The sequence below is a fragment of the Acetobacter lovaniensis genome (assembly GCF_014207635.1).
In the GTDB taxonomy this organism is placed as follows: domain Bacteria; phylum Pseudomonadota; class Alphaproteobacteria; order Acetobacterales; family Acetobacteraceae; genus Acetobacter; species Acetobacter lovaniensis.
Genome location: NZ_JACHIE010000001.1, coordinates 361,538 through 388,001, shown reverse-complemented (window position 1 = coordinate 388,001; position 26,464 = coordinate 361,538). Strand labels below are relative to the sequence as shown.

Sequence of the window (26,464 nt, the reverse complement as noted above, 5' to 3'; positions counted from 1 at the left end):
AAACTAATGGCACTGAAGCACTTTAATCCTGTCACGCCGAGCCTGCGTGGTACGGTTCTGATTGATCGTGCTGACCTGTGGAAAGGCAAGCCGGTCAAGCAGCTTACGGAAGGTAAGAACAAGTCGGGCGGCCGTAATAATAACGGTCGTATCACGTCTCGTTTCCGTGGCGGCGGTCATAAGCAGTCCTATCGTTATGTGGACTTCAAGCGGCGCAAATTTGATGTGCTGGGCACTGTGGAACGTCTTGAATACGATCCCAACCGCACAGCCTTCATCGCGCTGGTGAAGTACGAAGACGGTGAACTGGCTTACATTCTGGCACCCCAGCGTCTGAAGGTTGGTGACAATGTCATCGCTGGTGCGCGTGTGGACATTAAGCCAGGCAACGCTATGCCGCTTGCTGCTATTCCGGTAGGTACGATTATCCATAACATCGAACTGAAGCAGGGTGCTGGCGGCAAGCTGGCCCGTTCCGCAGGGACGTATGCGCAGTTGGTTGGTAAGGATTCCGGCTACGCCCAGATCAAGCTCCAGTCTGGTGAATTGCGTGTTGTTCGCGGTGAATGCATGGCGACCGTTGGTGCCGTGTCCAATCCGGACAACATGAACCAGCACATGGGTAAGGCTGGCCGTTCCCGTTGGCTGGGTCGCCGTCCGCATAACCGCGGCGTGGTGATGAACCCGGTTGACCATCCGCATGGTGGTGGTGAAGGTCGCACATCTGGTGGTCGTCATCCGGTTACGCCGTGGGGCAAGCCTACCAAAGGTTACAAAACTCGGGTCAACAAGCGGACGGACGGTCTGATTATCCGTCGCCGGAAGACCGGCAAGTAAGGGGCAATAGAAGATGGCACGTTCCGTCTGGAAAGGTCCGTTCGTCGACGGGTATCTGCTGAATAAAGCTGAAGTATCCCGCGCATCGGGTCGGAATGAAGTGATCAAGATCTGGTCGCGTCGTTCAACGATTCTTCCGCAGTTCGTTGGTCTGACGTTCGGTGTTTATAACGGTCAGAAGTTCCTGCCCGTGCAGGTGACAGAGAATATGGTTGGCCACAAGTTTGGCGAATTCTCTCCCACCCGTACGTTCCACGGGCATGGTGCTGACAAGAAGTCTAAGCGGGGCTAAGAGCACAGATGAGCAAGCCGAAGCATCCGCGCACGCTCGCGGAAACAGAAGCGCAAGCTATCACGCGTAACATCCGGGTTAGCCCCCGCAAGCTGAACCTTGTGGCAGGCCTGATCCGTAATAAACCTGCATCTCAGGCAATTGCGACGCTGACATTCTCCAAGCGCCGTATCGCTCAGCAGGTTAAGAAAACGCTGGAAAGCGCGATCGCTAATGCTGAAAACAACCACCAGCTCGATGTTGATCAGTTGGTGGTGAAAACGGCCGAAGTGGGTAAGTCCATTGTCATGCGGCGTTTTCACGCACGTGGCCGCGGTCGTTCCGCACGCGTCGAAAAGTTTTTCAGTCACCTGAAGATTGTTGTAGCCGAGCGGGCCGTTGTGTCTGACACGGCTTCTTCCGAGCAGAAGGCGGCCTGAGCTATGGGGCATAAAGTCAATCCGGTCGGGCTGCGGCTCGGCATCAACCGCACCTGGGACAGCCGCTGGTACGCAGATGCAGACTATTCCCGTCTGCTGCACGAAGACCTTAAGCTTCGTGCATTCCTGCGTCGCAAGCTGGCTGGTGCAGGCGTATCCCGCGTAGTGATCGAACGCCCGGCCAAGAAGCCGCGCGTTACGATTTACGCAGCACGCCCCGGTGTTGTCATCGGCAAGAAGGGTCAGGACATCGACGCTCTACGCAAGGAACTGACCCGCATGGCGGGTACGGAAGTTGCGCTGAACATCGTTGAAATTCGCAAGCCGGAAATCGATGCGACTCTGGTTGCTGAAAACATTGCCCAGCAGCTTGAACGCCGCGTAGCCTTCCGTCGCGCCATGAAGCGCGCCGTGCAGTCTGCCATGCGTCTGGGCGCCCAGGGTATCCGGATCAACTGCTCTGGCCGTCTGGGCGGCGCTGAAATCGCACGTATTGAATGGTATCGTGAAGGTCGTGTGCCCTTGCACACCCTGCGCGCCGACATTGATTACGGCACGGCAACGGCGAAGACCACCTACGGCACCTGCGGTGTGAAGGTATGGATCTTCAAGGGTGAAATTCTTGCTCATGATCCGTTGGCACAGGATCGCCGGGCGGCCGAACAGGCTCCTCAGCGCTGAGGAGAGGATAAAAAACAATGCTTTCCCCTAAGCGGACAAAATTCCGCAAAGCTCATAAAGGTCGTATTCACGGCCTTGCTAAAAGCGGTACCACACTGAACTTTGGTACGTTTGGCCTCAAGGCTCTGCAGCCGGAACGTATTACGGCGCGTCAGATCGAGGCCTCCCGTCGTGCCATTACCCGCGCCATGAAACGTGCGGGTCGTGTCTGGATTCGGATCTTTCCGGATATTCCGGTCTCGACAAAGCCTGCAGAAGTGCGTATGGGCTCTGGCAAGGGATCGCCTGAATTCTGGGTGGCCCGTGTGAAGCCTGGTCGTATTTTGTTTGAGATCGAAGGCGTACCGCCTGAACTGGCGCGTGAAGCGCTGGCTCTTGGCGCTGCCAAGCTGCCGATCAAGACCAAATTTGTGACCCGAATTGGAGATGCGTGAGATGGTAAAGGCAGTAAAGCCAGCTGATTTGCGCGCTAAAACACCAGATGAGCTTGAAGCGCGTCTGGTTGAACTTAAGCGTGAACAGCTCAACTTGCGTTTCCAGCGGGCTACCGGTCAGACAGAAGCGCAGAGCCGCGTCCGTGTGGTCCGCCGTGAAATTGCGCGCATCAAGACAATTGCTGCGCAGAATGCAAAGAATGCAGCAGGTGCAAAAACATCTGCTGCCAATGCCTGAGGAGAGGTAGCCGATGCCGAGGCGCGTCCTGACCGGACGTGTGACGAGCGACAAGATGGACAAGACCGTTACGGTTCTTGTCGATCGTCGCGTCATGCATCCTATGTATAAGAAGTTCATTCGTCGCTCCAAGAAATACGCGGCGCATGATGAAGAAAACATCTGCAAGATCGGTGATTCCGTGCGGATCGTTGAATGTGCGCCTATTTCTCGGCGTAAGACGTGGACCGTGATTTCCCGCAACGGTGAAGCCGTGGGCGTGGAACAAACCGCGTCGGCCTAACGTAAGGATTTCTAGGTTATGATCCATCCCGAGACCAACCTCGATGTGGCCGACAATTCCGGTGCACGTCAGGTGCAGTGCATTAAGGTGCTGGGCGGCTCCAAGCGGAAGTCTGCCTCGGTCGGCGACGTGATCGTCGTTTCCGTCAAGGAAGCCATCCCCCGTGGGAAGGTGAAGAAGGGCGATGTTCACCAGGCCGTTATCGTGCGTACATCTTATCCGGTTCGTCGTCCCGATGGCAGCGCCATCCGGTTCGACCGCAACGCTGCCGTGCTGATCAACAAGCAGCAGGAACCGATCGGTACCCGTATTTTTGGCCCGGTCGTGCGTGAACTGCGTGCTAAGAAGTTCATGAAGATCATCTCTTTGGCGCCGGAGGTGCTGTAATGGCTGCCCGTATTAAAAAAGGCGATACGGTTGTCGTCATCACCGGCTCTTCCAAGGGTGTGCAGGGTGAAGTTCTGGAGGTTCGTCCTTCCGAAGATCGCGCTGTTGTCCGTGGTGTTGCAATTGCCAAACGTCACCAGCGTGCTAGCCGCATGGGCGAAGAAGGTGGAATTATTGCCCGTGAGGCAGCTGTTCACCTCTCCAACCTGAAACTGGTTGACCCGGCCTCCAAGAAGCCAACCCGTGTTGGCTTCCGTGTGCTGGAAAACGGTAAAAAAGTTCGCGTTGCCAAGGCGACTGGCGAAGTGATTGAAGGTTGAGAGGCCAGGTATGAGTGCGAATCAGGAAGGGCGTTCCCTCCCGCGCCTTCACCAGCGCTATGAGAGTGAACTTCGTGCCAAGTTGCGTGAGCAGTTTGGGTATACCAACGAAATGCAGGTGCCGCGGCTTGAAAAAATCGTCCTGAATATGGGCGTTGGTGAAGCTGCTGGTGACCAGAAGAAGTTGGATGCAGCCGTTGCGGAAATGACCCTTATCGCAGGTCAGAAGCCGGTGAAAACGGTTGCCAAAAAAGCAATCGCAGGCTTCAAGATCCGTGAAGGGCTGCCGATTGGTTGCAAGGTTACGCTGCGTCGGGCTCGGATGTACGAATTTCTCGATCGTCTTGTGACGATTGCGATGCCGCGCATCCGTGACTTCCGTGGTCTCCCTGCGACAAAAGGCTTTGATGGTCGTGGCAATTTTGCCCTTGGCCTGAAAGAGCAGATCGTTTTCCCTGAAATCGAATACGACAAAGTGGACGAAGTCCGCGGTATGGACGTTGTGTTTGTGACCAGCGCGAAAACGGACGCAGAAGCTAAGGCTTTGCTGAAGGCATTTGATCTTCCCTTCTTGGGATGATACAGGCTGCTTTATTGTGTGATCTTGGAAAACCGTCGAAGGTTTTCGAAGGGTTCCGGAGGTAATGTTGTATGGCTAAAACATCTGCCATCCTGCGTAATGCTAAACGCAAGCGCATGGCGGCACGGGATAATGAGAAGCGTACCGCTCTCAAAAACATCGTAATGGATCGGTCTTTGCCCGTGGAAGATCGGTTCGATGCGTCTCTCAAGCTGGCAGAACTGCCGCGTAACGGTTCTCGTGTACGTGTGCGTCTGCGTTGCAAGCTGACAGGTCGTTCTCGCGGTAACTACCGTAAGTTTGAGCTGTGTCGTATCGCTTTCCGTGATCTGGCTTCTGATGGCCAGATTCCGGGAGTGGTGAAAGCTAGCTGGTAAGGGCTCGAGATGTCGCTTTCAGATCCTTTGGGTGATATGCTCACCCGTATTCGCAACGCCCAGCGTGCGCGCCACAACTCTTGTGTTGCTCCGGCATCCAATCTGCGTGTGAACGTGCTTGAAGCTCTGCAGCGCGAAGGTTACATCCGTGGTTACAAGCGCGAAGAAGTGCGGAAGGGTATTGCCCAGCTGCATATCGAGCTGAAATACGCGGAAGGTGAACCGGTTATTCGTGAAATCCAGCGCGTTTCCCGCCCTGGTCGCCGCGTCTATTCCAAAATTAAAGAATTGCCGCGTGTCTGCGCTGGTCTGGGTGTTTCCATCCTGTCCACGCCGCGTGGTGTTCTGTCCGATGTAGAGGCCCGCGCCGCCAATGTTGGTGGTGAAGTCCTTTGCCGCGTATTCTGAGGAGGGATAAATGTCACGAGTAGGCAAGTATCCCGTCGAAGTTCCGGCAGGGGTTACAGTTTCCATCGCGGACGGTGTTTTTAAGGCCAAGGGTAAGCTGGGTGAGCTTTCTCTGCCCATTTCCAGTCATGTTGCGGCTGAAGTGAAGGACAATCTGGTTGTTGTGCAGCCAATTGGTACCGAATCTCAGGCACGCATGATGTGGGGTACAACACGCGCACTTATCGCTTGTGCGGTCAAAGGTGTTTCTGACGGGTTCTCCAAGACCCTGGAAATTACCGGGACAGGTTATCGTGCGGCAGTGCAGGGTTCTAACCTCGTTATGAACCTCGGCTTTTCTCACGACGTGATCTATCCAATTCCTGCTGGCATCAAGATTTCTACCCCGCGGCCTACGGCGATTGTGGTGGAAGGGATTGATAAGCAGCGTGTTGGCCAGGTGGCTCTGGATATTCGTAGCTATCGTAAGCCTGAGCCTTACAAAGGCAAGGGTGTTCGTTATGATACGGAAACCATCCGCCGTAAGGAAGGCAAGAAGAAATAATGAGCACTCAGCAGGAATTGCGGAATCGGCGGCGCGCGCGTCTCCGTTTTCAGCTTCGCCGCAAGGCTGGTGGCCGTCCTCGTCTGTCGGTTTTCCGGTCTGGTAAGAACATCTACGCTCAGGTGATTGATGACGCGCAGGGGGTTACCCTTGCTTCTGCATCGACGCTGGATAAAGAACTGCGTGAAGCCCTGAAAAATGGCGCAACACGGGAAAGCGCTGGTGCGGTAGGTAAGCTGGTTGCCCAGCGTGCTGTTGCGGCTGGTGTGTCTCAGGTCGTGTTTGACCGGGGATCTTATCTTTATCACGGGCGCGTCAAGGCCCTGGCGGAGGCGGCCCGTGAGGGCGGTCTCTCCTTCTGAGGAAAGGATCACGCAATGGCTCGTGAACCAAGAGAAGGCGGTCGAGGCGGCCGTGAGCGTGAACGCGAAGGCGATGAACTGGTCGATAAGCTGGTAACCATCAATCGCGTTGCAAAGGTTGTTAAGGGTGGTCGGCGCTTTGCGTTTGCTGCTCTGGTTGTGGTTGGTGACCAGAAGGGTCGCGTGGGCTACGGTGCTGGTAAGGCCCGTGAAGTTCCTGAAGCGATCCGCAAGGCTACCGAACGCGCCAAGCGTGGGATGATTCGCGTTCCCATGAAAGAAGGGCGCACGCTGCACCATGACGTTGCTGGCCACTTCGGTGCTGGTAAGGTTGTGCTGCGTTCGGCTGAAGCCGGTACGGGGATCATCGCTGGTGGTCCGATGCGTGCCGTGTTTGAAAGCCTTGGCATTAACGACGTTGTTGCCAAGTCTTTGGGGACCCGGAACCCGCATAACATGGTCAAGGCGACTTTTGACGCCCTGACACGTTGTGCCAGCCCCCGTGCAGTGGCAAACCGCCGCGGCAAGAAAGTGGCGGAAATCTTTGGCAAGCGCGACCAGGCTGCTGGTGCGGAGGCTGCAGATGTCTGATAAAAAAACTTTCAAGGTGACACAGATTGCGTCTGGTAACGGACGTAAGCCGGGTCAGCAGGAAACCCTGATCGGGCTTGGTCTGAACAAGATCGGGCGCGAAAAGGTTCTGGAAGATACCCCGTCTACCCGGGGTATGGTCCGCAAAGTGGCCCACCTGGTGAAGGTGGAGGACTAATATGAGACTCAACGAACTTCGTGATAACGAAGGTGCTCGCTACCGCAAAAAGCGGCTCGGGCGCGGTATTGGTTCCGGTAAGGGCAAAACGTCCGGTAAGGGTGTGAAAGGCCAGAAGGCACGTGAGGGTGTTTCCCTCAACGGGTTTGAAGGTGGTCAGCTCCCGATTTATCGTCGTCTGCCGAAGCGGGGCTTTAAAAACATCTTCCGCAAGGTCTATGCACCGGTTAACCTCGGTGCTGTAGAACAGGCGCTGGCTGATGGTAAGCTGGAAAACGGCGTGACCATTACCGAAGAAGCGCTGAAGAAAGCCGGTCTGGTCGGGACTGGTAAGTACGCAGGGGTTCGCATTCTGGGTGAAGGCGAACTGACAAAAGGCGTTTCTTTTGAAGTGTCTGGCGTTTCTGCTTCTGCTAAGGCTGCCATTGAAAAAGTTGGCGGCAGCATCAAGCTGCTGGTGACGGCACCTGTGGAAGCTAGCGCCTCCTGATTGGCATGGGAGAGAGAGCAGTGGCAGACCCTGTTCTCTCTTCTCTGTTTAAGTCAGAACAGCTGTCTGATATTTTTCAGGCAATCATGCCAGCGTCTCCACTTTGTGTGGCGGCGCTGTTTGTGTGAAAGGACGGATGCATGGCTTCCGCGGCCGAACAACTGGCTGCCAATTTTAACGTAGGCTCCTTTGCCAAGGCGACGGAACTCAAGAAGCGGATCTGGTTTACGCTAGGCGCGCTGATTGTTTACCGTTTGGGAACATATATTCCTGTGCCCGGTGTAGATGCTACGGTTATGGGGCAGCTTCTGGCGCAGCATCAGGGCGGCATTCTTGGCATGTTCAACATGTTTTCGGGGGGCGCTCTTGGGCGTATGACCGTCTTCGCGTTGAACATCATGCCCTATATCTCTGCGTCCATTATCGTGCAGTTGATGTCTACGGCAGTGCCCTCTCTTGAAGCTCTCAAGAAAGAGGGTGAGCAGGGGCGCAAAAAGCTTAACCAGTACACGCGTTATCTGACCGTGCTGATTGCGGTTTTTCAGGCCTACGGGATTGCGATCGGGCTTGAGAATGTTCAGAGCGGCGCTGCTGTTGTGAATCCGGGTCCGCTTTTTCTGGTCACCTGTGTAACAGCACTGGTGGGCGGAACAATGTTCCTGATGTGGCTTGGTGAGCAGATTACGTCGCGCGGTGTTGGTAATGGGATTTCTCTCATTATCTTTGCCGGTATCGTGGCCAACCTGCCGCATGCTTTGGTCAGTCTCTTCCAGTTGGGGTACACGGGCGCTCTGTCGTCCTTCTTTGTGCTTCTGTTCCTCGTGCTGGCTGCACTGACCATCATGTTCATCGTGTTCATGGAGCAGGCTCAGCGGCGGGTTGTTATCCAGTATCCCAAACGGCAGATGGGGCAGCGGATGTTTGGTGGAGACACCACGCATATGCCGCTCAAGGTGAACACGGCCGGGGTTATTCCACCGATCTTTGCCTCTTCGGTTCTGCTGATTCCTGTCACTCTGGCAGGGTTCATGAACGGTAAGTCATTGCCGGGCTGGCTATCATTTCTGGGTGAAGAACTGGGGCAGGGGCAGCCTCTGTATCTGCTCTTTTACGCACTGATGATTATCTTTTTCTCGTACTTCTATGCTGCGGTGACCTTTAACCCGGCAGAGACAGCAGATAACCTGCGTAAGCAGGGTGGGTTCATCCCTGGTGTGCGACCCGGTGCTTCCACGGCGTCATACTTCGACAAGATCCTGACGCGTCTGACGACCATTGGCGCGGCTTATATGGTGGCGGTCTGTCTGTTGCCGCAGATCCTGATCAGCCGTTATAATGTGCCGTTCTACTTTGGCGGGACCAGCCTGATTATTATTGTGTCAGTTACGATCGATACGGTTACTCAGGTGCAGTCACACTTGGTGGCGCATCAGTATCAGGGGCTTATGCGCAAGTCTCGTGGTGGCAGGAAGCAGAGGATCATCAGACGATGAATATTATTTTTCTGGGCCCTCCTGGGGCTGGAAAAGGAACGCAGTCCAAGCTTCTGGAAGAACGCCACGGACTGATCCAGATTTCCACCGGGGATATGCTGCGTGCCGAAGTGGCGCGTGGCTCTGAAGTCGGTAATCAGGCAAAGGCATTGATGGTCGCGGGCAAGCTTGTGCCCGATGCCCTGATTATTGCCATGCTCAAAGACCGGATTGCCCAGCCGGATTGCCAGAATGGTTTTATTCTGGATGGCTTTCCCCGCACTCTGGGGCAGGCTGAAGAGCTGGATGCCATGCTTGCCGCAGACGGGAAGAGCATTGATGTCGTGCTGTTCCTGGATGTGAATGAAGAGATTCTCGCGGATCGTATTTCTGGGCGTTTCACCTGCGCACAATGTGGGCAGACATATAACGAAGCGTCCAATCCACCTGCAAAGGAAGGGGAATGCGATGTCTGCGGGAGTCATGAGTTCAAGCGTCGGGCAGACGACAAGCGTGAAACGGTTGTTGAACGCCTGAAGGAATACCGCAATCTGACTGCGCCGATTCTGCCGTTTTATGAAAAAACGGGGCGTTTGTGTAAGGTAAATGGCATGCTTTCGACTGCTGAAGTGACAGCAGAAATTGAAGCAGCGCTTAAGGATAGCGGCGTGATCACGCAGAAGTGATCAGTTTTCGTTGACTTGTAACGGTGGTCGGTATATTTCGCGGCCACCAAGTGAAATCCGCCCAGTCAAAACAGGGCTATGAGCCGTTCGCTGTAAAAGCGGGCGAACAGGAGTATAAGGCGTGGCACGTATTGCCGGCGTGAATGTCCCGACAAACAAGCGGGTTGTGATCGGGCTTCAGTATATTTATGGAATTGGCGCATCTAAGGCGGCAGAAATCTGCAAGTCCTTGGAGATTCCGGAAGCAAAGCGGGTTAACGAACTCAGCGATGATGAAATCATGAAGCTCCGTGAGCTGATTGATGGCAGCTATCGTGTTGAAGGCGACCTGCGTCGTGAAATTGCGATGAACATTAAGCGCCTGATGGATCTTGGTTGCTACCGCGGCCTGCGTCATCGTCGTGGCCTGCCGGTGCGTGGCCAGCGGACGCACACCAATGCCCGTACCCGCAAGGGTAAGGCAGTGGCCATTGCCGGTAAGAAGAAAGCAACGCGTTAATCCAATCCGCTAAGGCGGCCAGCCTGCACACGCAGGCTGGACAGGGACTGAGGTAGAAAAGACATGGCGAAAGCCGCAACACCGCGTGTTCGTAAAAAAGAGCGTAAGAACATTATTTCGGGCGTGGCGCATGTGCTCTCCACGTTCAACAACACCATGATCACCATCTCTGATGCTCAGGGGAATGCTATCTCCTGGTCTTCTGCTGGTGCGCAGGGCTTTAAGGGCTCGCGGAAGTCTACGCCTTATGCGGCGCAGGTTGCGGCTGAAGATGCAGGCCGCAAGGCCCGTGAACACGGTATGGAAACGCTGGAAATCGAAGTTTCCGGTCCTGGGTCGGGGCGTGAGAGCGCACTGCGTGCCCTGCAGGCTGTTGGTTTCACGATCACGTCCATTCGTGATATGACACCAGTCCCGCACAATGGCTGCCGCCCGCGCAAGCGTCGCCGCGTCTGAGCTTACGAGCGGAAAGGCGGCCTGATAACAAGCCGCCTTTCCATTTGTTGTGTCCACTTCAGAGAAATCGCTGTGCAAGCAGTGGTTTTTCGTATTGAAAGGCCGGTCCATTGGTCCTTCAGAAAAACTGGCAATCTCTGATCAAGCCCGAAAAGCTTGAAGTTGAATCCGGAGTGGAGCCCGCTCGTATCGCAACCGTAGTGGCTGAGCCGCTGGAACGCGGTTTTGGTATGACGCTCGGTAACGCCCTGCGTCGGGTTCTGCTGTCTTCTCTTCAAGGTGCTGCGGTCACGGCGGTTCAGATTGACGGCGTTCTGCACGAGTTTTCGTCTGTTGCCGGTGTGCGGGAAGATGTGACTGACATCGTCCTGAACATCAAGCAACTGGCGTTGCGCATGCACGGTGAAGGGCCGAAGCGTATGGTGCTGACGGCCACTGGCCCCGGTGAAGTGCGCGCAAGCCAGATCCAGACAGGTCATGACATTGAAATCATGAACCCTGATCTGGTCATCTGCACGCTTGATGACGGCGTCAAGCTGGGCATGGAATTTATTGTTAATACCGGAAAAGGCTATGTTCCTGCGGCGGCTAACCGTCCGGAAGATGCCCCGATCGGCCTGATCCCGGTTGATGCAATCTATTCGCCCGTCAAGCGCGTGTCCTACAAGGTGGAACCGACCCGCGTTGGTCAGGTCACCGACTATGACAAGCTGCTGCTTACGGTCGAAACAAATGGTGCGGTAACGCCCGAAGATGCAGTGGCTCTGGCCGCGCGTATTCTGCAGGATCAGTTGCAGCTGTTCATCAACTTTGATGAGCCGCGTCCTGTACAGGCAGAAGAGCCTGAGGATGATCTGCCGTTCAACCGTAATCTGCTGCGCAAGGTGGATGAGCTTGAATTGTCTGTTCGTAGCGCAAACTGCCTGAAGAACGACAACATCATCTACATTGGGGATCTGGTTCAGAAGAGTGAGCAGGAAATGCTGCGCACACCGAACTTTGGCCGTAAATCCCTGAACGAAATTAAGGAAGTCCTGACCTCCATGGGGCTGTCCTTGGGTATGAATGTCCCGGCTTGGCCGCCGGAAAATATTGAAGAGTTGGCAAAGCGGCTCGATGAGCCGTTCTGATCTGACTTTTCCCGATACTAGGAACTGAACCATGCGTCACCGGATTGCCGGCCGAAAGCTCGGCGTTACCTCTTCTCACCGTGCAGCCATGTTCCGCAACATGGCTGTGGCTTTGATCAAGCACGAGCAGATCACCACCACGCTTCCCAAAGCGAAGGAACTGCGCCCGTTTGTTGAAAAGCTGATCACCCTTGGCAAGCGTGGCGATCTGCACGCACGTCGGCAGGCATTTGCTGTGCTGCGTGACGAAGTGATTGTTAAAAAGCTGTTTGCAGCCGTGGCTGAACGCTACAAGGCCCGCAACGGTGGTTACACACGCGTCCTGCGCGCTGGCGTGCGTTATGGCGATGCTGCCCAGATGGCCGTGATCGAACTGATTGATCGCGATGTGAGCGCAAAAGGGCAGGACAGCGGTCCGCGCCCGGAAGTGGAAGATAAGCAGGATCTTGCTGCTTAATCTTTTACTCGTAAGTGCAATGAAGGAAGCTGGCTCTCAGGAGCCAGCTTTTTTTATGTCCTGTGTGCATGCCATGATGTGATGCAAATATGCGTGGAATAAAAATATTTCATGCTTGCGCGTGAGTGATTGACAAAGGCAAGAATATATCCACTATTATTTTTGATAAAATATTTCAATGAAAGAGATAACGTCATGAAGCGTGCGTTGCTAAAAATGCTAACGCTTGCCACCGTGGCATTGGGTTGGGCTGTAAGCCCGGCACAGGCAGCAGACAGCATTCGTATTGGTTATATTCCCGTTCTGGGCTCTTCCGCGCTGTTTGTGATTGATGGGGAAGGCTGGGCCAGACAGGCAGGACTGGATGTGCAGCTTGTCCGCTTTACCTCCGGCCCGCAGGCTATTCAGGCACTCGTATCCGGGCGGATTGACGGCTACGTAGCAGGAGTGCTGCCTTTGTTGCAGGCACGTGCGCATGGCGTGGATGTTAAGGTTGTCGCGACAGCTTCTATCGAGGAACTGTCTGTTATTGCGCGTGGTGCACTGGCAGAGGGCCTGAAGCCGGATAGTGAGGTCGGACTGACGCCAGATGCGGTGAAGAACATTTTTGCGCGGTTCAAGCAGGACCAGAAGCGTCTGCCACGTCTGGCAGCCCAGCCTGCCGGTTCGGTGCCGGACACGCTGTTGCGCTACTGGCTGCAAAAGCAGCTTGGCTTTGCGCAGGTCAATACCGTAGCCTCCATTGTTGGGGTGGATATTGATGCAGCGCAGCAGGCATTTCTTGCAGGTGCGGTGGATGGTGCGGTGCTAAGGGAACCAGCCCTGACAGTTGTTAAAACCCGTCTGCCGGATGCCCGTATTCTGGCTTCTGGCCACAACATGATGCCGGACCAGCCGGGCTCTGTTCTGGCAATTGTCAAGCCCGATGCGCCTGAGCACAAAGCATGGGCGGGAACACTGACCAGCCTGTTCGTGCGTGCCACAACTTTGCTGGCCCAGCACCCGGATGATGCTGTGCCATTTGTGCAAAAAGCGCTTGGCGGTGGTATGCTGAATGATAGTGTGATGAAAACCGCGCTGGAGCATTCTGCTTCCCGTTTTGTTAGCGACCCGGCGCGCATTGTGGAAAGTGTCAAGCAGTTGCAGGAATTCGAAGTGGCCGAAGGTCTGTTGCGTAAGGCAGAACCTGTTGAAGACCTGTTTGATACGGGTCTGTGGCAACAGGCCAAGCCGTGAGTGTAAAATTGTCTGGACCCGCTCGCCTGGGGCTTGGGCTGGCGGGGCTTGTTCTGTTCTTTGGCGTGTGGGAGGCAGCAGTCCAGTCCGGGCTGCTGCCATCTGGCATGGTGCCAGCACCTTCCTCCCTTGGTCCGGCCTGGCTGGATGAGGTACGGGGAGGGTTCTGGCAGCAAGCCATTCTGGATAGTCTGAACCACTACCTGCTGGGCCTGCTCATTGGCTCCGTTCTGGGGGCTGGCCTTGGCATTCTGTGCGGTATGCTGGGGGTCTTGGATAGTCTGCTGGAAGGTGTTGTCCGCCTGCTGCGGCCTGTGCCGGGGCTGGCCTGGGTGCCGTTCGCCATTCTCTGGTTTGGGCTGAGCACGGCTGGGGCTACCTTTGTTATTGCCATATCGGTTTTCTGGATCAATTTTTACGCAGCCCACAGTGCTGTCCGCGGGGTGGACCCCGAGCTGTATGAACTGGCTTCCGCCTTCGGGCATGGCAGTTTTGTGGGGCGGCTGGTCAAGATTGTACTCCCGGCTTCCGCACCGGGTATTATGGCCGGGTTGCGTACGGGGCTGGGGCAGGGGTGGATGTCCGTTGTGGCGGCGGAACTGTTTGGCGTGCCGGGTATTGGTGCCCGCATGATGCAGGCTTCCAGCCTTCTGGCGACCGATGTTGTGGTGGTTTACATGCTGACCATGGCCATGCTGTATGCCATTACCGATTTTCTTTTTGGGTTTGTGCGGAAATGGGTTCTCAGGTGGCAGCCATGAGCAGGGCGGATATGGTTGCCTCCTTGCAGGATGTTGGCCTCTCTCACGATGGTGGCGCCCATTTTGTGCTGCGGCATGTCAGCCTGACATTGGAGCGTGGGGAGTTTGTTGCTCTTCTGGGCCCGTCTGGTGTGGGTAAATCCACGCTGCTCAGGGTTCTGATGGGGCTTATGCACCCAACGGAAGGGCAGACAGGCGGCTCTGCCTGTGCAGCAGATGCGGGGGCACAGACCACGCGGCGGAGCCGGGCCATGGTGTTTCAGGATGCGCGGCTTCTGCCGTGGCGCTCGGTGTTGCGGAATGTCATGTTCGGGCTGGAAGGCCTGCACCTGAGCAAGAGCGAAAAAATAACCCGTGCGCAGGAGGCCCTGCGTCTGGTCGGGCTGGAAGATGCGCAGGACCGGCTCCCACGCCGTCTGTCTGGTGGGCAGCGGCAGCGTGTGGGGGTTGCCCGCGCCCTGACCGTGGACCCTGACCTGTTGCTGATGGATGAGCCGTTTGGGGCGCTGGATCCCATTACCCGCACCAGCCTGCAGGAAGAGTTGCAGCGGATATGGCAGCAGACACACAAAACAGTGCTGTTTGTGACGCATGATATTGAAGAGGCTCTTCGCCTTGCCACACGTGTTGTGGTGCTGGCCGGTGGCCCCCCTGCGGGGATTACGGGCGAAATCGTGCTGGATATGCCGCACCGCAACCCCGATACCCCTGCTTTCAGGACTTATGCCGCGCGCCTGCGCGCCATGATTGCAGGCGAGCCTGATCCGGGTGGGGAAGCCTACTGGCGCTCGGCTGAAATCTAGTCTTGAGCAAGAAAATCGTTCACATAGGCATCTTTAGGGGTGCAAGGCGCGTTACCCCTTAATCCAGTATGGAGGACATCCTCTTATGAGTGATGAGAGCAAGGCAGATTTTGGTCTTGAGGATGGTATTGGCAATCTTCAGGACGGTGCCGATGGTTTTTTTGGCAAGGTTTCCAGTTACGACGCCCTTAATCCGGGTAAGCGCAGCACCGCAGTAGAAGCGCTGCGGGATGTTGTTATTGACCAGCCATTACTGACCGTTGCTGCGGCAGGTGTTGTCGGTCTGATGATTGGGATTTTTCTGCGGCGCAGAAAATAAGTTGGTAAGGGCGTTCCGGCTCAGGTCAGGATTGAAATGCAAGGGAGTGCGTTATGCTGAAACTGGCACTGTTTTTTCTGGTTGTGTCACTTGTTGCAGGGCTGTTTGGTTTTGGCGGAATTGCCTCTGCCTCGGCTGGTATGGCTAAAATCCTGTTCTTTATCGCCATCATGCTGTTTGTTGTTTTTCTGGTTGTGGCCCTGCTGGCTGGCCGTGCGGTCATGAAGTAACGGAGCCTGACCACTTCGCAAACGGTATAAAAAAACCTCCGGGGCAGCGCTCCGGAGGTTTTTTGTTGGGCGGTGGGCCGCCTAGTTTTTGTCTTTCTGAATAAAGGAGGGCAGGAGCGGGTTGTCTGTCTGCATGGAGCTTTTGCTGGGAAGCTCGGAGGCATTCCATCCCCCGCCAAGAGCCTCCACCAGACTGACAGAATCCAGAATGCGGCTTTGCTGGATTTGTAGCGCGGTCTGTGCGTTGGACAGGGCCGTAACCTCGGCGGTAATCACGGTCGTATAAATCTGGGTGCCAGCCATATACTGGTTGAATGCGATCGTAACCGCCCTGTTGGCGGCATCCAGCGCAACATGCTGCTGCTCCGCCTGATCTGCCAGAATACGCAGGTTGGAAAGCTGGTCTTCCACCCCCTGCAGGGCTGTCAGCACGGTTTGCCGGTAGGTGGCCACGTAGGCATTGTAATTGCTGTCGGCCTCATGGACGGCGGCAGTTCTTGCGCCCCCGGCAAACAGTGTTTCCGTAGCCGAGGCACCAAGGGTCCAGATACGGTTTGCAACCTGCACAAGAGAACCAACCGGGTCCCCGCTATAGGAGTATGTCGCCGTGAGTTTGACATCGGGGTAGAACGCCGCCATGGCCGCGCCGATCTGGGCGTTGTATTCCTCCATCCGGCGTTCGGCAGCGGCAATGTCGGGGCGGCGCTGGAGCAGACTGGCCGGAACCATGACCGGAATAGCCGGGATAGCGCGTGGCAATGCCCCATGGGGGATGGAAAGGTCCGCAGGGGCTTTACCCATAAGAACAGCAATGGCGTGCTCATACTGCGCGCGGGCTATGCCGGTTGCCGTGGCCTGAGCGCGGGTCTGTTCCAGCTGTGTTTTGGCCTGAAGCAGGGTGGTTGGGTCTGCCGTGCCTGCATCATACTGGTTTTTGGTGATCTGGTACGAGCGTTCATAAAACGCCACGTTTTTGGTCAGCAGGTCGTACAGGCTGTCCTGATACCGCAAGTTGAAATAAGCCGTGGCCAATTGCGCCTGATAAGACAGGCGCGCATTGGCGAGGTCTGCGGCTGTGGCCTGTGCCTCTGTGACCTGAGCCTGAATCTGCCGCCGGATCTTGCCCCATAAATCCAGATCCCACGAAACGCTTGGCCCCATGGCATAGGTGTTTTCGGTCGAGTTGGAAGGGGCGGAAGTCGTATTGCGGCTACCATCGGAACCATAATTGATAATGGTGCCGCTCGAGCGTGACCCACGGCCCGAACTCTGCCGGTTGAAAGAGATCGCCCCATTGAGCGTTGGGTAAAGCTGAGCCCGGATGGAGTTAATGGTGGCGCGTGCGTTACGGTAGCGGGCTTCGTACTGAATGATATTCTGGTTGTTGATGTCCACCTGTGCTTCAAGGGCATTCAACTGCGGGTCGTTATAGATTGTCCACCATGAGCCTTTGGGCAGGCTGGCCAGTTGCGGAGCGGCGTACTGCCAGCCCGGTGCCGGACGCAGTTCCTTGAAGGTGGGCGAGATAATGGGCGTGGGCCGTTTGTAATCCGGCCCGACCATGCACCCGGCCAGAAGGGCAGGTGCCAGCAGCAGGGACAGGCGAAGGGAAAGGGTGGGACGATAAAAAGGCATTCAGCGGTCCTGCCTGAAACTGCGGGAAAACGATAGCGCGTGGATAAAGGACCCGGCACGGGCCTGCCAGGCATCGAACATCAGATAGACAACCGGCGTGGTATAAAGGGTAAGCGCCTGACTTACGATCAGCCCGCCAACAATGGCTATGCCCAGCGGATGCCGCAGTTCGGCCCCGTATCCGTTGGCGACCATAAGCGGGGCAGCCCCAAGGGCGGCTGCGACCGATGTCATCATGATCGGGCGGAAGCGGAGCAGGCAGGCGGTGCGTATGGCGTCATGGGCGGACATACCCTGTTCGCGTTCGGCCATAATGGCAAAATCCACCAGCATGATGGCATTTTTTTTCACAATGCCAATCAGCAGGATCACTCCGATCATGGCAATGAGCGAGAACTCTTCTCCAGCCAGTTGCAGGGCCAGCAGGGCCCCCACACCAGCAGAGGGCAGGGTGGAGAGAATGGTCAGCGGGTGTACGTAGCTTTCGTACAGAATGCCCAGTGTAATATAGACGGCCACAAGGGCTGCCAGAATAAGCAGGGGTTCGTCGCTGACCGCTTTCTGGAACTGCGCGGCATTACCGGCAAAACTGCCATGGATGGTGTTGGGCATGTGCAGCGCAACCTGTGCGGTGTTGATGATCTGCGTGGCCGTGCCCAGAGAAACCCCCTTGGCCAGATTGAACGAGAGCGTAGCCGCAACCGCCAGCCCCTGATGACTGACCGAAAGCGGGGTACGGCTGGGCACCAGACGGGTCACCAGCGTGAGCGGCACCATGGCCTCGGAGGCGGTGCTGACTGCTGAACCATTGGACGCGCCAGCCCCCCCCGCCAGCGCATTGGCGATCTGGTTTTTAAAGGACAGCGAACTCTGGCTGCTCCGTGTGCTGGTCGTGCCAGTGCTGGTGGCATTGCGCACCCGAACGGTGTTGGAGCGCGTTCCCCCTCCGGCCGAACCCCCGGCAACACTTACCCAGACCTGCATCAGGCTTTGCGGATTGGACCAGCTTTGAGGGTCGGCCTCCATGATCACGCGGTACTGGTTGAGCCTGTTATAGATGACCGAGGCCGCGCGCTGGCCAAACGCATCGTACAGTGTGTTGGACAGGAGCTGGGGGGTAATGTTGACACGGGCGGATGTATCCCGGTCGATCTGGGTGCTGATGGCCGAGCCCCCCAGTTGCACGTCGGAGGAAAGGGTTGTCAGTTCCGGGTGTCGGCGCAGTTCCGCCAGCAGGCGGGCGGTCCATGTGTAGAGATCGGATGAGTTTTCACCCTCCAGCGTATATTGGTACGCCGCATTGCTCTGCCGCGCGCCAGAGCGGATGGCGCCGGGCTGCATCAGATAAAAACTGGCCCCGACCAGATTGCGCAATTTGCGGTTAACACGGGCGATCAGGTCAGTCGGGGTGTCGTTCCGTGCGGCCTTGTCCTTGAGCTGCAAAAATACTCCAGCCTCGTTCGATGAGCCACGACCGCCGATAAAGGAGGACACGCTTTCCACATCCCGGTCTTGCATAAGCACTTTCTGCACTTCGGTCAGCTTTTTGGCCAACGCTCCGAAGGAGATCGACTGGTCCCCCTGCAGGCGCCCCATGAGCATGCCCGTATCTTCCACCGGGAAAAACCCTTTGGGCATCAACATGAACAGGGCTGCCGTAAGGAGCAGTGTAAAGGGCAGGCTGAGCAGGACGGTCTTGTGGTAGCGCAGGGCAAAGTCGAGCGAGCGGGTATAGCCCGCCTGCATTCGGTCCAAAAACACGCTCATGGCGGCAATGGCGTGGCGCATCAGGCTGCCAGAGCCCGCAGGGGCCGCGCCTGCCGTATGGGGTACCAGCAGGTAAGCCGCCATCATGGGGGTCAGGGTCAGGGACAGCACCATCGAGATCAGGATGGTGATGGAAACGGTCATGGCGAACTCATGGAACAGGCGGCCCGCCAGCCCCCCCATGAGCAGAATGGGCAAAAAGACGGCAATCAGGGAAATGGAGATGGAAATAACCGTAAAGGCCACTTCCGCACTGCCTTTTATGGCGGCATCCCGCGGGGGGAGGCCCTGCTCTATGTAGCGGGCTATGTTTTCCATCACCACAATGGCGTCATCCACCACAAAGCCGGTGGAAACCGTAAGCGCCATGAGTGACATGTTATCGAGTGAAAAACCAAGCAGGCGCATAACGCCAAAGGTCGCCACGATGGAGGTGGGTACAACCACGGCGGGAATAAGCGTCATGCGGAGCGAGTGCAGGAAGAGCAGCACCACCAGCACCACAAGTATGACCGAGATCAGCAGGGTCAACTGCGTATCCACCAGTGCTGCGCGAATGGTCAGTGAGCGGTCAAGCCCCACATGCAGGGCCACGCCACCGGGCAGGGCGGATTTAAGCAGGGGCATTTCCGCATTGATCTGGTCCACGGTGTGAATCACATTGGCCCCGGCCTGGGGGAACACCACCGCAATAACCGACGCCTGACCGTTATAGTATCCGGCGTTGCGCAGGTCTTCCACACTGTTCTGCACCTGCGCCACATCGGCCAGTCGTACGGGGCGGTTGTTGCGCCATGCGATAATCAGGTCACGGTAGTCCTGCGCTGTGCGGACCTGATCATTCGTGTCCAGCGTGTAGCGGACGCCGTTCTGGTCAATAATCCCTTTGGGGGTATGGGCATTGGCGGAGGCAAGGGCTGCGCGCACGTCCTCAAACCCGATGCCGTATTTGAACAGGGGCATGGGGTTTATTTCCGCCCGGATGGCAGGCAGCGCACTCCCGCTGATTTCCACCTGACCCACCCCCTGTATGGCGGACAGGTGCTGCACCAGCACGTTGGTTGCATAGTCGTAAAGCTGGGGGCGGGTGTGAGTGTCCGATGTCAGGGTGAGGATAAGGATTGGTGCGCCGTTGGGGTTGGCCTTGCGGTAGCTGGGGTTCTGCCGCAGGGTGGAGGGCATGTCCGCATGAGCGGCCTGAAGGGCAGCCTCCACATCCCGCGCGGCGCCGTTAATATCGCGCGAGAGGGCGAACTGGAGCGTAATGCGTGTGCTGCCTTCGGTGGATTGGGATGTCATTTCCGTAACATCGGCAATCTGCCCAAGGTGCCGCTCCAAGGGGGCGGCCACAGCGCTGGCAATTTCCTCCGGGGAGCCGCCAGCCTGCCGTGCCTGCACCTGAATAACCGGGAAATCCACATTGGGCAGGTCGGCAACAGGCAGGCCGCGATACCCCAGTAGCCCCCCAAGGAACAGGGCTATGCTCAGCAGGATGGTGGCGACAGGCCGGTCAATAAAAATCCGGCTGATATTCACGACACCGGTTGCCCGTCAGGGGGGGATACGGGGTGTGTGGGGCGCAGTCCGCGCCATTTATGTGCCCATGTGTCCAGCGTAAGGTAGATGACCGGAGTGGTGAACAGGGTCAGCAACTGGGAGAGGGCAAGCCCGCCAATAATGGTCAGCCCCAGCGGATAACGCAGTTCGGACCCCGTTCCGTGCGAAAGCACCATGGGTACGGCCCCCAGCATGGCGGCCAGTGTGGTCATGAGAATGGGGCGAAAACGCAGCGTTGCCGCCGTGCGAATGGAGCGCAGGCTGTCCATTCCCTGTTCACGTTCCGCTTCCAGTGCGAAGTCGATCATCATGATGGCGTTTTTCTTCACAATACCAATCAGCAGTACAATGCCGATGATACCCATGATGTCGAGGTTAACCCCCGCAACAATCAGCGTCAGCAACGCGCCAATAGCGGCCGAGGGGAGTGTGGAGAGAATGGTGACAGGGTGGATAAAGCTCTCGTACAGAATGCCCAGCACGATATAGACGGCAATAATGGCGGCGGCGACCAGAAACAGTTCGTTGCTGAGCGAGCCTTCAAACGCTGCTGCTGTTCCCTGAAAAGAGGTCTGGAAGGCAGCGGGGAGGTGGATGTCCGCCTCCACCCGGCGGATAGCGGCTGTGGCATCCCCCAGCGCATAGCCGGGCGCGAGATTGAAGGAGATGGTCGTAGCCGGGAACTGCCCGAAATGGGTTAGCAGCAGGGGGGCTGTTTCCTGCGTGACTTTTGTCACCGCTGGCAGGGGCACCAGCCCGGAGGTAGGCGAGCGCGTGGGACCGGATGTGCTCTCTCCCGTATTACCGCTGATGCCGGGCAGGTAAAGCTGGTTGAGCGAGGACATTTCTTTCTGAAAGCGCGGTTCGGCTTCCAGAATAACGCGGTACTGGTTGGATTGTGTATAGATGGTGGAAATCTGGCGCTGGCCAAAGCTGTCATACAGCACGTTATCCACGGTCTGGGGGGTAATCGAGTAACGCGCACCTGTGGGGCGGTCGAGTGTTACGCGTGCGACCAGCCCTTCGGCCTGCAGGTCGGAGGTGACATCCGCAAGAGAGGGTTCCTGCCGCAACCGTTCGATCAGCTTGGGCACCCATGTTTTAAAGGCATCGTAATCGGGGTTTTCAAGCAAGAACTGGTATTGTGTTGCCGATACGGTTGTATCGAGCGAGAGGTCCTGCACGGGCTGGAGGTAGAGCTTTATCCCCGCAACCTGCGCTGTTTCCTGCTCCAGCCGTGCTGCAATTTCGGTGGCGGAGGAGGAGCGGCTGTCATGCTCTTTCAGGTTGATCAGGAAGCGGCCCTGGTTAAGCGTCGCATTCTGCCCGTCCACCCCCACAAAGGAGGAGAGGGAGGCCACATCCGGGTCCTTCAGGATCACTCTGGCCAGTTCCTGCTGATGCACCTTCATGTTCTCGAACGAGATGGACTGCGCCGCAACGGAAATGCCCTGAATAACCCCCGTGTCCTGCACAGGGAAAAACCCCTTGGGAATGTACCAGCCCAGCAGGCCGGTCAGCACCAGTGTCCCCACGGCCACGCCCAGTGTGAGCTTGCGCCATTCCAGCACCACATCAAGCATACGGTCATAGGCGGCAATCAGGCGCTCGGTTGCCACTTCCATCCGTGCGGACCAGCGCAGGAACGGGGTGGCAGCCGTGCCTGCGTCATGCGGGCGCTCGGAAAGAATACGGGCGCACATCATGGGAACAAGTGTGAGCGACACCACGGCGGACAGAATGATGGTCGTGGCCAGCGTAAGGGCGAATTCGTGGAACAGGCGGCCCACCACATCGCTCATGAACAGCAGCGGAATAAGCACGGCAATGAGCGATATGGTCAGCGAGATAATGGTAAAGCCAATTTCCCCCGCACCCTTGAGCGAGGCGCTCATGCGGTCCTCGCCCGCTTCCACATAACGCGAGATGTTCTCGATCATCACAATGGCATCATCCACCACAAAGCCGGTGGCGATGGTCAGAGCCATGAGCGAGAGGTTATCGAGCGAGAAGTCGAGCAGGTACATAATGGCCAGCGTGCCGATAATGGAAAGCGGCACGGACAGGCTGGGAATAATGGTGGCGGGAACATTGCGCAAAAAGACAAAAATAACCGCCACAACCAGCACAAGTGCGAGAAACAGCTCGAACTGCACATCGGCTACGGAGGAGCGGATGGTGGTGGTGCGGTCTGTCAGGGGGATAATATCAATCCCCGGTGGCAGGGTCTGGCGCAGGGTGGGCAGGGTGGCCTTGACGTTGTCCACCACGGCAATCACGTTGGCACCCGGCTGGCGCTGCACGTTCATGATCAGGGCCGGGGTCTGGTTGGACCACGCGGCAAGCTGTGTATTTTCCGGCCCGATCACAACCGTGGCCACGTCGCGGATGCGGACCGGCCCGCTGCTCTGGTAGGCAATGACCTGATTGAGCAGCATTTCCGGGCTGGTAATCTGCCCGTCCACCCGCAATGTGGCCGAGCGTTGTGCCCCATCAAACGTACCCGTGGGGGAGTTGACGTTCACATTGCCAATGGTGGTACGCAGTGTGTCCAGATCAATGCCGTAGGAGGTCAGCTTGGGCACATTGACCCGCACACGATAGGCCTTGCGGTTCCCGCCTGAAAGCGTGACCAGCCCCACCCCCGAAATCTGGCTGATTTTTTGCGCCAGACGGGTATCCACGTAATCTTCCACCTCGGGGAGCGGAATGGTGGCCGAGGTAATGCCCAGTGTCAGCACAGGGGTGTCTGCCGGGTTGACCTTGGCGTAAACCGGGGGGGCTGGCAGGTCGGTTGGCAGCAGGGAGTTGGCCTGATTGATGGCCGCCTGCACCTCCTGCTCCGCCACATCCATGGACATGGACAGGTCAAAGCGCAGGGTAATGACCGACGCCCCACCCGATGAGCGCGATGTCATCTGGTCCAGACCGGGCATCTGGCCAAGCTGCGTTTCCAGCGGCGCAGTGACCGAGGTGGCCATAACATCCGGCCCCGCACCGGGGTAGAAGGTTTCCACCGTTATGGTGGGGTAATCAACCTGTGGCAGCGCGGAAATGGGCAGAAAATGGTAGCCCAGCAACCCGGCCATAAAAATGGCCAGCATCAGCAGCGTGGTTGCAACGGGCCTGCGGATGAAAATGGCAGATGGGTTCACGGCGTGGCATGGTCCGGTGCTGGCGTGGAAGCCGTGGGGGGAACACTCACCTTGATCCCGGCGCGCAAATGGTCTGTGCCATCTGTAACCACCCTGTCGCCTTCCTTCAGCCCGGAGGTGACAACGCTGAGCGTGCCGTTGGAAATGCCGGTGGTTACGGGCTGGACGCTGACCGTGTCATCATCTTTGACAACATACACGAACAGGCCGGAGGGACCGGTCTGTACGGCGGTTGTGGGCAGGAGCAGAACGTGGTCCAGCGTTTTGACCAGCAGATGCGCGTTGACAAACTGGTTGGGGAACAGGTGCTCGTCTTCATTGGCAAAAATGGCGCGCAGGCGCACGGTGCCGGTTGCCGTATCAATCTGGCTGTCCAGTGTGCTGACCGTGCCATCGGCTATTTTTTGCGTGTTGGAACTGTTCCATGCTGAAACGGGGAGGGATTTGCGTGCCTGCAACTGGGCAAACACCTCGGGCAACTGGTCCTGAGGCAGCGTGAAAATGACCGATATGGGCTGCATCTGTGTCAGCACCGCCAGTCCGCCGGACTGGCCAGCCGCCACGTAGTTGCCCCGGTCCACTGCGCGAATGCCAATGCGCCCATCCACGGGCGCAATAATGTGGCAGTAGATCAGTTGCAGCTTCTGGTTATCCACCAGTGCCTGGTCAGCCTTGACCGTGCCTTCAAGCTGCTGGACCATAAACTGCTGGTCGCGTGCGGTTTTGGCGTCAATACTGTCCTGCCGGATCAGGCGCTGGTAACGCCCGTTATCTACCCGGGCCTGTTCAAGCTGCGCCTTGTCCCGTGCAAGCTGGCCTTCATACTGTTCCAGTTGCACCTGATAGGGGCGGGGGTCGATCAGGGCGAGCAGGTCGCCCTTATGCACATGCTGGCCTTCGGTAAAAAGCACCTGCATCAGGTAGCCTTCCACGCGGGTCTGCACGGTTACGTTGGTAATGGGGACCACCGTGCCCAGTTCGGTCAGTTCCACGGGCATGCTGCCTGCGTGCACTGTCTGGACCGCTACGGGCTGGCTCTGGCTGGAATCAGCCGCGCCGTGGTGCGTCTTGTGGCCCCCATGCGGACGCAGGAAGGCAAAGCCCAGAATGCAGACGGCCACCACGGCACCACCCGCCAGAAGCAGGCGCTTTCTGGAGGAGCGCGGTTTGGCGGGAGAGGCGGAGGGCGGAGAATTATCGTCCATGAGGTGCGCTGTTCGTTAACCTAAGTTGCGTCAGAAAATGCAGGGGAACGCTGTGCATAGGGGCACCCTGTTTACAGAGGGAACTGTGCTGAACTCTTTGCGCAAGTGCAAGCTTCCTCATAGAGGGTGTGCATAAAATAACATTTCGCTCCATAATTTGTGCGTTAAAAGCGTGCGTTTAACGGCGGTTACCACTCATGTTCGCCCCTGCGGAAGGCGAAAGTGCGGCGCATAGTGGTACGGCCAGAAGGGAGATACCCCCCGTTACAACAAAGCCGAATGCAAAATCGGTCATGTTCGCGGGGGTGTTGTGGTGTAGCCTGCTCAGCACGGTCAGGGTACCTGCGGCAATGCAGATGCCAGCCGAAAGCATGATCTGCTGCATGGTGGAATACAGGCTGGTTGCCGCACTCATCCTGTCCTGTGGAATATCGGCATAGGCAACGGTGTTATAAGCCGAAAACTGGAGCGACTGGGCCGCCCCGGCCAGCGTGAGCACAAGCGAGAGCAGCCATAACGGGTAGCTCGGGCGGAAGAGGGCGATCATGGCAAAAACCAGTGCCGCGGATGAGCCATTGGCCATGAGAATGGTGCGGAACCCCCAGCGTTTGAGCAGTGCTGGTACAAAGGGACGCATGGCGATAGCGCCCAGTGGGGCCACAAAGGTTACAAGCCCGCTCTGCGCCGCACTCAGCCCGGCCCCGATCTGTAGAAAAGAAGGGAGTAGAAACGGCAGGGACCCCACAGCAATGCGCGATGCGGCTCCCCCAAAAACGGAAATGCGAAAGGTCTGGACGCGCATAAGCCGCAGGTCCAGAAGCGGAAAAGACGTGCGCCCTGCGTGATGGGTGTAAATGCCCAGCAGCAGCAGGCCAGCACACAAAAGGGCCGTAACAAGTGCGGGCGAGCCTGTGCCGTGGCTGAACATCTCTGCAAAAACGGACAGAACCGCCAGCCCGCCCCCAGCCAGAAACAGCCCCTTGACATCAAACGGAGGGGGGGAGAGTTCGCGCACCTCGGGGATAAAGCGGTAGGTCAGGAACAGCCCGACCACACCGACCGGGATATTCAGGTAAAAATTCCACCGCCATGTCAGCCATGACGTAATATACCCCCCCACCACAGGACCAAGCAGGGGGCCGAGGGTTGCGGGCAGCATCATCCACGTCATGGTGCGCACAAGCTGGTCCGCGGGAGTGCTGCGAATAACCGCAAGCCGCCCTACGGGCACCATTAGGGCGCCACCAATGCCCTGTATGGTGCGCATGATGGCCAGAAACAGCAGGGAATGGGCGGTACCGCAAAAAATTGAACTGCCCACAAAAATGCAGATCGCCACCATCAGGACCGTGCGGCTGCCCAGACGGTCGGCCAGTGCGCCTGATGCGGGAATAAAAATGGCCAGCCCGATAATGTAGGATGTCAGGGCAACAGACGTGGCGACCATATCCACATGCAGGCTATGGGCGATGGAGGGCAGGGCGGTTGCCAGAATGGTGCCATCAAGCTGTTCCATAAAAAACATGGAACCAACGATGAGTGCAGTCAGTTGTGTGGACGTCGGAGAAGGCATGCCTAGTCAGAGACGCGTTTTTGCGGTCTGATGCAACAGGCGATCGTGCAGATCTCCGGTCGCTTCCATGCGCGGGCCGTTACGGAATGGTTCAGAAAAGGA

Annotated in this window: 33 protein-coding genes; 28 read left to right on the top strand and 5 right to left on the bottom strand. The window is 57.2% G+C overall.

All coding sequences use genetic code 11. The features are described 5' to 3' along the window. Nucleotides 1-6: 6 nt before the first annotated feature. From rplB to HNR55_RS01665, 28 genes are all read left to right on the top strand, one after another. Nucleotides 7-837, top strand: coding sequence for a 50S ribosomal protein L2 (gene rplB, locus HNR55_RS01800; RefSeq protein WP_086647126.1), 831 nt, complete (start codon nt 7-9; stop codon nt 835-837). A gap of 13 nt (nt 838-850) precedes the next feature. Next, complete coding sequence (gene rpsS / locus HNR55_RS01795) at nt 851-1,129, top strand: 30S ribosomal protein S19 (RefSeq protein ID WP_012812769.1); 279 nt, start codon at nt 851-853, stop codon at nt 1,127-1,129. Between the two features lie 8 nt (nt 1,130-1,137). Further along, the gene (gene rplV / locus HNR55_RS01790) at nt 1,138-1,548 is read left to right on the top strand and encodes a 50S ribosomal protein L22 (RefSeq protein ID WP_086647127.1); all 411 of its coding nucleotides are present in this window, start codon (nt 1,138-1,140) and stop codon (nt 1,546-1,548) included. A 3-nt stretch (nt 1,549-1,551) separates the two neighbouring features. Continuing rightward, nucleotides 1,552-2,229 (top strand): 30S ribosomal protein S3, encoded by a 678-nt coding sequence (gene rpsC / locus HNR55_RS01785; RefSeq protein ID WP_086647128.1) that lies wholly within the window; start codon nt 1,552-1,554, stop codon nt 2,227-2,229. 17 nt (nt 2,230-2,246) lie between these two features. Beyond that, nucleotides 2,247-2,663 (top strand): 50S ribosomal protein L16, encoded by a 417-nt coding sequence (gene rplP / locus HNR55_RS01780; RefSeq protein ID WP_025826957.1) that lies wholly within the window; start codon nt 2,247-2,249, stop codon nt 2,661-2,663. A 1-nt stretch (nt 2,664) separates the two neighbouring features. Beyond that, nucleotides 2,665-2,901: a 50S ribosomal protein L29 gene (gene rpmC / locus HNR55_RS01775; RefSeq protein WP_166110487.1), complete on the top strand. Its 237-nt coding sequence runs from the start codon at nt 2,665-2,667 to the stop codon at nt 2,899-2,901. Nucleotides 2,902-2,914: 13 nt separating this feature from the next. Further along, the gene (gene rpsQ, locus HNR55_RS01770) at nt 2,915-3,184 is read left to right on the top strand and encodes a 30S ribosomal protein S17 (RefSeq protein ID WP_166110484.1); all 270 of its coding nucleotides are present in this window, start codon (nt 2,915-2,917) and stop codon (nt 3,182-3,184) included. Between the two features lie 18 nt (nt 3,185-3,202). Continuing rightward, nucleotides 3,203-3,571, top strand: a complete 369-nt coding sequence (rplN, locus tag HNR55_RS01765) for a 50S ribosomal protein L14 (protein ID WP_025826951.1) — start codon at nt 3,203-3,205, stop codon at nt 3,569-3,571. Continuing rightward, complete coding sequence (gene rplX / locus HNR55_RS01760; protein WP_166110481.1) at nt 3,571-3,891, top strand: 50S ribosomal protein L24; 321 nt, start codon at nt 3,571-3,573, stop codon at nt 3,889-3,891. Before rplN ends, rplX begins: the two co-directional genes overlap by 1 nt. A gap of 10 nt (nt 3,892-3,901) precedes the next feature. Beyond that, on the top strand, nt 3,902-4,471 hold the full coding sequence (gene rplE / locus HNR55_RS01755; protein WP_086638474.1) for a 50S ribosomal protein L5: 570 nt from the start codon (nt 3,902-3,904) through the stop codon (nt 4,469-4,471). Between the two features lie 71 nt (nt 4,472-4,542). Beyond that, a complete protein-coding gene (gene rpsN / locus HNR55_RS01750) occupies nt 4,543-4,848 on the top strand; it encodes a 30S ribosomal protein S14 (protein ID WP_025826945.1) in 306 nt (101 codons plus the stop codon). A 9-nt stretch (nt 4,849-4,857) separates the two neighbouring features. Further along, nucleotides 4,858-5,256 carry a 30S ribosomal protein S8 gene (gene rpsH, locus HNR55_RS01745; protein WP_025826943.1) on the top strand — a complete coding sequence of 133 codons (399 nt, stop codon included), beginning with the start codon at nt 4,858-4,860 and terminating at the stop codon, nt 5,254-5,256. A gap of 10 nt (nt 5,257-5,266) precedes the next feature. Continuing rightward, nucleotides 5,267-5,800: a 50S ribosomal protein L6 gene (gene rplF / locus HNR55_RS01740; RefSeq protein ID WP_166110478.1), complete on the top strand. Its 534-nt coding sequence runs from the start codon at nt 5,267-5,269 to the stop codon at nt 5,798-5,800. After that, nucleotides 5,800-6,162: a 50S ribosomal protein L18 gene (gene rplR, locus HNR55_RS01735; protein WP_166110476.1), complete on the top strand. Its 363-nt coding sequence runs from the start codon at nt 5,800-5,802 to the stop codon at nt 6,160-6,162. Before rplF ends, rplR begins: the two co-directional genes overlap by 1 nt. 15 nt (nt 6,163-6,177) lie before the next feature. Continuing rightward, nucleotides 6,178-6,753, top strand: a complete 576-nt coding sequence (gene rpsE / locus HNR55_RS01730) for a 30S ribosomal protein S5 (RefSeq protein ID WP_048852990.1) — start codon at nt 6,178-6,180, stop codon at nt 6,751-6,753. Then, nucleotides 6,746-6,931 (top strand): 50S ribosomal protein L30, encoded by a 186-nt coding sequence (gene rpmD, locus HNR55_RS01725; RefSeq protein WP_086647135.1) that lies wholly within the window; start codon nt 6,746-6,748, stop codon nt 6,929-6,931. The genes rpsE and rpmD overlap by 8 nt, the downstream gene beginning before the upstream one ends. 1 nt (nt 6,932) lies before the next feature. Beyond that, nucleotides 6,933-7,421, top strand: a complete 489-nt coding sequence (gene rplO, locus HNR55_RS01720; RefSeq protein ID WP_086647136.1) for a 50S ribosomal protein L15 — start codon at nt 6,933-6,935, stop codon at nt 7,419-7,421. Nucleotides 7,422-7,561: 140 nt separating this feature from the next. Continuing rightward, nucleotides 7,562-8,914, top strand: coding sequence for a preprotein translocase subunit SecY (gene secY, locus HNR55_RS01715; RefSeq protein WP_166110472.1), 1,353 nt, complete (start codon nt 7,562-7,564; stop codon nt 8,912-8,914). Next, a complete protein-coding gene (locus HNR55_RS01710) occupies nt 8,911-9,579 on the top strand; it encodes an adenylate kinase (RefSeq protein WP_166110469.1) in 669 nt (222 codons plus the stop codon). The genes secY and HNR55_RS01710 overlap by 4 nt, the downstream gene beginning before the upstream one ends. A gap of 121 nt (nt 9,580-9,700) precedes the next feature. Continuing rightward, entirely contained in the window at nt 9,701-10,078 is a 378-nt protein-coding gene (gene rpsM / locus HNR55_RS01705) for a 30S ribosomal protein S13 (protein ID WP_166110466.1), read from the top strand. 63 nt (nt 10,079-10,141) lie between these two features. Next, nucleotides 10,142-10,534 carry a 30S ribosomal protein S11 gene (gene rpsK, locus HNR55_RS01700; protein ID WP_025826926.1) on the top strand — a complete coding sequence of 131 codons (393 nt, stop codon included), beginning with the start codon at nt 10,142-10,144 and terminating at the stop codon, nt 10,532-10,534. A 110-nt stretch (nt 10,535-10,644) separates the two neighbouring features. After that, complete coding sequence (locus HNR55_RS01695; RefSeq protein WP_025826924.1) at nt 10,645-11,664, top strand: DNA-directed RNA polymerase subunit alpha; 1,020 nt, start codon at nt 10,645-10,647, stop codon at nt 11,662-11,664. 31 nt (nt 11,665-11,695) lie between these two features. After that, the gene (gene rplQ / locus HNR55_RS01690) at nt 11,696-12,121 is read left to right on the top strand and encodes a 50S ribosomal protein L17 (protein ID WP_166110463.1); all 426 of its coding nucleotides are present in this window, start codon (nt 11,696-11,698) and stop codon (nt 12,119-12,121) included. A gap of 195 nt (nt 12,122-12,316) precedes the next feature. Next, nucleotides 12,317-13,357 (top strand): ABC transporter substrate-binding protein, encoded by a 1,041-nt coding sequence (locus HNR55_RS01685; RefSeq protein ID WP_166110460.1) that lies wholly within the window; start codon nt 12,317-12,319, stop codon nt 13,355-13,357. A gap of 107 nt (nt 13,358-13,464) precedes the next feature. Further along, nucleotides 13,465-14,118: an ABC transporter permease gene (locus tag HNR55_RS01680; protein WP_242005410.1), complete on the top strand. Its 654-nt coding sequence runs from the start codon at nt 13,465-13,467 to the stop codon at nt 14,116-14,118. Beyond that, nucleotides 14,115-14,921 carry an ABC transporter ATP-binding protein gene (locus HNR55_RS01675; RefSeq protein ID WP_166110454.1) on the top strand — a complete coding sequence of 269 codons (807 nt, stop codon included), beginning with the start codon at nt 14,115-14,117 and terminating at the stop codon, nt 14,919-14,921. Before HNR55_RS01680 ends, HNR55_RS01675 begins: the two co-directional genes overlap by 4 nt. An 85-nt stretch (nt 14,922-15,006) precedes the next feature. Beyond that, nucleotides 15,007-15,240: a hypothetical protein gene (locus HNR55_RS01670; RefSeq protein ID WP_166110452.1), complete on the top strand. Its 234-nt coding sequence runs from the start codon at nt 15,007-15,009 to the stop codon at nt 15,238-15,240. A 53-nt stretch (nt 15,241-15,293) separates the two neighbouring features. After that, on the top strand, nt 15,294-15,470 hold the full coding sequence (locus HNR55_RS01665; protein WP_086647142.1) for a DUF1328 domain-containing protein: 177 nt from the start codon (nt 15,294-15,296) through the stop codon (nt 15,468-15,470). 81 nt (nt 15,471-15,551) lie between these two features. Here the strand turns inward: HNR55_RS01665 and HNR55_RS01660 are convergent, their stop codons facing one another. The 5 genes from HNR55_RS01660 to HNR55_RS01640 all read right to left on the bottom strand — a co-directional run bounded on the left by HNR55_RS01660 (nt 15,552) and on the right by HNR55_RS01640 (nt 26,362). Further along, complete coding sequence (locus tag HNR55_RS01660; RefSeq protein ID WP_166110449.1) at nt 15,552-17,105, bottom strand: efflux transporter outer membrane subunit; 1,554 nt, start codon at nt 17,103-17,105, stop codon at nt 15,552-15,554. Further along, entirely contained in the window at nt 17,106-20,408 is a 3,303-nt protein-coding gene (locus tag HNR55_RS01655) for an efflux RND transporter permease subunit (RefSeq protein ID WP_166110447.1), read from the bottom strand. Further along, a complete protein-coding gene (locus HNR55_RS01650; protein ID WP_166110444.1) occupies nt 20,405-23,584 on the bottom strand; it encodes an efflux RND transporter permease subunit in 3,180 nt (1,059 codons plus the stop codon). The genes HNR55_RS01655 and HNR55_RS01650 overlap by 4 nt, the downstream gene beginning before the upstream one ends. Next, nucleotides 23,581-24,789, bottom strand: coding sequence for an efflux RND transporter periplasmic adaptor subunit (locus HNR55_RS01645; protein ID WP_166110442.1), 1,209 nt, complete (start codon nt 24,787-24,789; stop codon nt 23,581-23,583). Before HNR55_RS01645 ends, HNR55_RS01650 begins: the two co-directional genes overlap by 4 nt. Before the next feature lie 178 nt (nt 24,790-24,967). Next, entirely contained in the window at nt 24,968-26,362 is a 1,395-nt protein-coding gene (locus HNR55_RS01640; protein ID WP_166110439.1) for an MFS transporter, read from the bottom strand. Between the last annotated feature and the right edge of the window lie 102 nt (nt 26,363-26,464).

Excerpts from the sequence above, each read along its gene's own strand:
- rplB (WP_086647126.1), top strand. The coding sequence starts at position 7 with ATGGCACTGAAGCACTTTAATCCTGTCACGCCGAGCCTGCGTGGTACG.
- rpsS (WP_012812769.1), top strand. The coding sequence starts at position 851 with ATGGCACGTTCCGTCTGGAAAGGTCCGTTCGTCGACGGGTATCTGCTG.
- rplV (WP_086647127.1), top strand. The coding sequence starts at position 1,138 with ATGAGCAAGCCGAAGCATCCGCGCACGCTCGCGGAAACAGAAGCGCAA.
- rpsC (WP_086647128.1), top strand. The coding sequence starts at position 1,552 with ATGGGGCATAAAGTCAATCCGGTCGGGCTGCGGCTCGGCATCAACCGC.
- rplP (WP_025826957.1), top strand. The coding sequence starts at position 2,247 with ATGCTTTCCCCTAAGCGGACAAAATTCCGCAAAGCTCATAAAGGTCGT.
- rpmC (WP_166110487.1), top strand. The coding sequence starts at position 2,665 with ATGGTAAAGGCAGTAAAGCCAGCTGATTTGCGCGCTAAAACACCAGAT.
- rpsQ (WP_166110484.1), top strand. The coding sequence starts at position 2,915 with ATGCCGAGGCGCGTCCTGACCGGACGTGTGACGAGCGACAAGATGGAC.
- rplN (WP_025826951.1), top strand. The coding sequence starts at position 3,203 with ATGATCCATCCCGAGACCAACCTCGATGTGGCCGACAATTCCGGTGCA.
- rplX (WP_166110481.1), top strand. The coding sequence starts at position 3,571 with ATGGCTGCCCGTATTAAAAAAGGCGATACGGTTGTCGTCATCACCGGC.
- rplE (WP_086638474.1), top strand. The coding sequence starts at position 3,902 with ATGAGTGCGAATCAGGAAGGGCGTTCCCTCCCGCGCCTTCACCAGCGC.
- rpsN (WP_025826945.1), top strand. The coding sequence starts at position 4,543 with ATGGCTAAAACATCTGCCATCCTGCGTAATGCTAAACGCAAGCGCATG.
- rpsH (WP_025826943.1), top strand. The coding sequence starts at position 4,858 with ATGTCGCTTTCAGATCCTTTGGGTGATATGCTCACCCGTATTCGCAAC.
- rplF (WP_166110478.1), top strand. The coding sequence starts at position 5,267 with ATGTCACGAGTAGGCAAGTATCCCGTCGAAGTTCCGGCAGGGGTTACA.
- rplR (WP_166110476.1), top strand. The coding sequence starts at position 5,800 with ATGAGCACTCAGCAGGAATTGCGGAATCGGCGGCGCGCGCGTCTCCGT.
- rpsE (WP_048852990.1), top strand. The coding sequence starts at position 6,178 with ATGGCTCGTGAACCAAGAGAAGGCGGTCGAGGCGGCCGTGAGCGTGAA.
- rpmD (WP_086647135.1), top strand. The coding sequence starts at position 6,746 with ATGTCTGATAAAAAAACTTTCAAGGTGACACAGATTGCGTCTGGTAAC.
- rplO (WP_086647136.1), top strand. The coding sequence starts at position 6,933 with ATGAGACTCAACGAACTTCGTGATAACGAAGGTGCTCGCTACCGCAAA.
- secY (WP_166110472.1), top strand. The coding sequence starts at position 7,562 with ATGGCTTCCGCGGCCGAACAACTGGCTGCCAATTTTAACGTAGGCTCC.
- HNR55_RS01710 (WP_166110469.1), top strand. The coding sequence starts at position 8,911 with ATGAATATTATTTTTCTGGGCCCTCCTGGGGCTGGAAAAGGAACGCAG.
- rpsK (WP_025826926.1), top strand. The coding sequence starts at position 10,142 with ATGGCGAAAGCCGCAACACCGCGTGTTCGTAAAAAAGAGCGTAAGAAC.
- rplQ (WP_166110463.1), top strand. The coding sequence starts at position 11,696 with ATGCGTCACCGGATTGCCGGCCGAAAGCTCGGCGTTACCTCTTCTCAC.
- HNR55_RS01685 (WP_166110460.1), top strand. The coding sequence starts at position 12,317 with ATGAAGCGTGCGTTGCTAAAAATGCTAACGCTTGCCACCGTGGCATTG.
- HNR55_RS01680 (WP_242005410.1), top strand. The coding sequence starts at position 13,465 with ATGGTGCCAGCACCTTCCTCCCTTGGTCCGGCCTGGCTGGATGAGGTA.
- HNR55_RS01675 (WP_166110454.1), top strand. The coding sequence starts at position 14,115 with ATGAGCAGGGCGGATATGGTTGCCTCCTTGCAGGATGTTGGCCTCTCT.
- HNR55_RS01670 (WP_166110452.1), top strand. The coding sequence starts at position 15,007 with ATGAGTGATGAGAGCAAGGCAGATTTTGGTCTTGAGGATGGTATTGGC.
- HNR55_RS01665 (WP_086647142.1), top strand. The coding sequence starts at position 15,294 with ATGCTGAAACTGGCACTGTTTTTTCTGGTTGTGTCACTTGTTGCAGGG.
- HNR55_RS01660 (WP_166110449.1), bottom strand. The coding sequence starts at position 17,105 with ATGCCTTTTTATCGTCCCACCCTTTCCCTTCGCCTGTCCCTGCTGCTG.
- HNR55_RS01645 (WP_166110442.1), bottom strand. The coding sequence starts at position 24,789 with ATGGACGATAATTCTCCGCCCTCCGCCTCTCCCGCCAAACCGCGCTCC.
- HNR55_RS01640 (WP_166110439.1), bottom strand. The coding sequence starts at position 26,362 with ATGCCTTCTCCGACGTCCACACAACTGACTGCACTCATCGTTGGTTCC.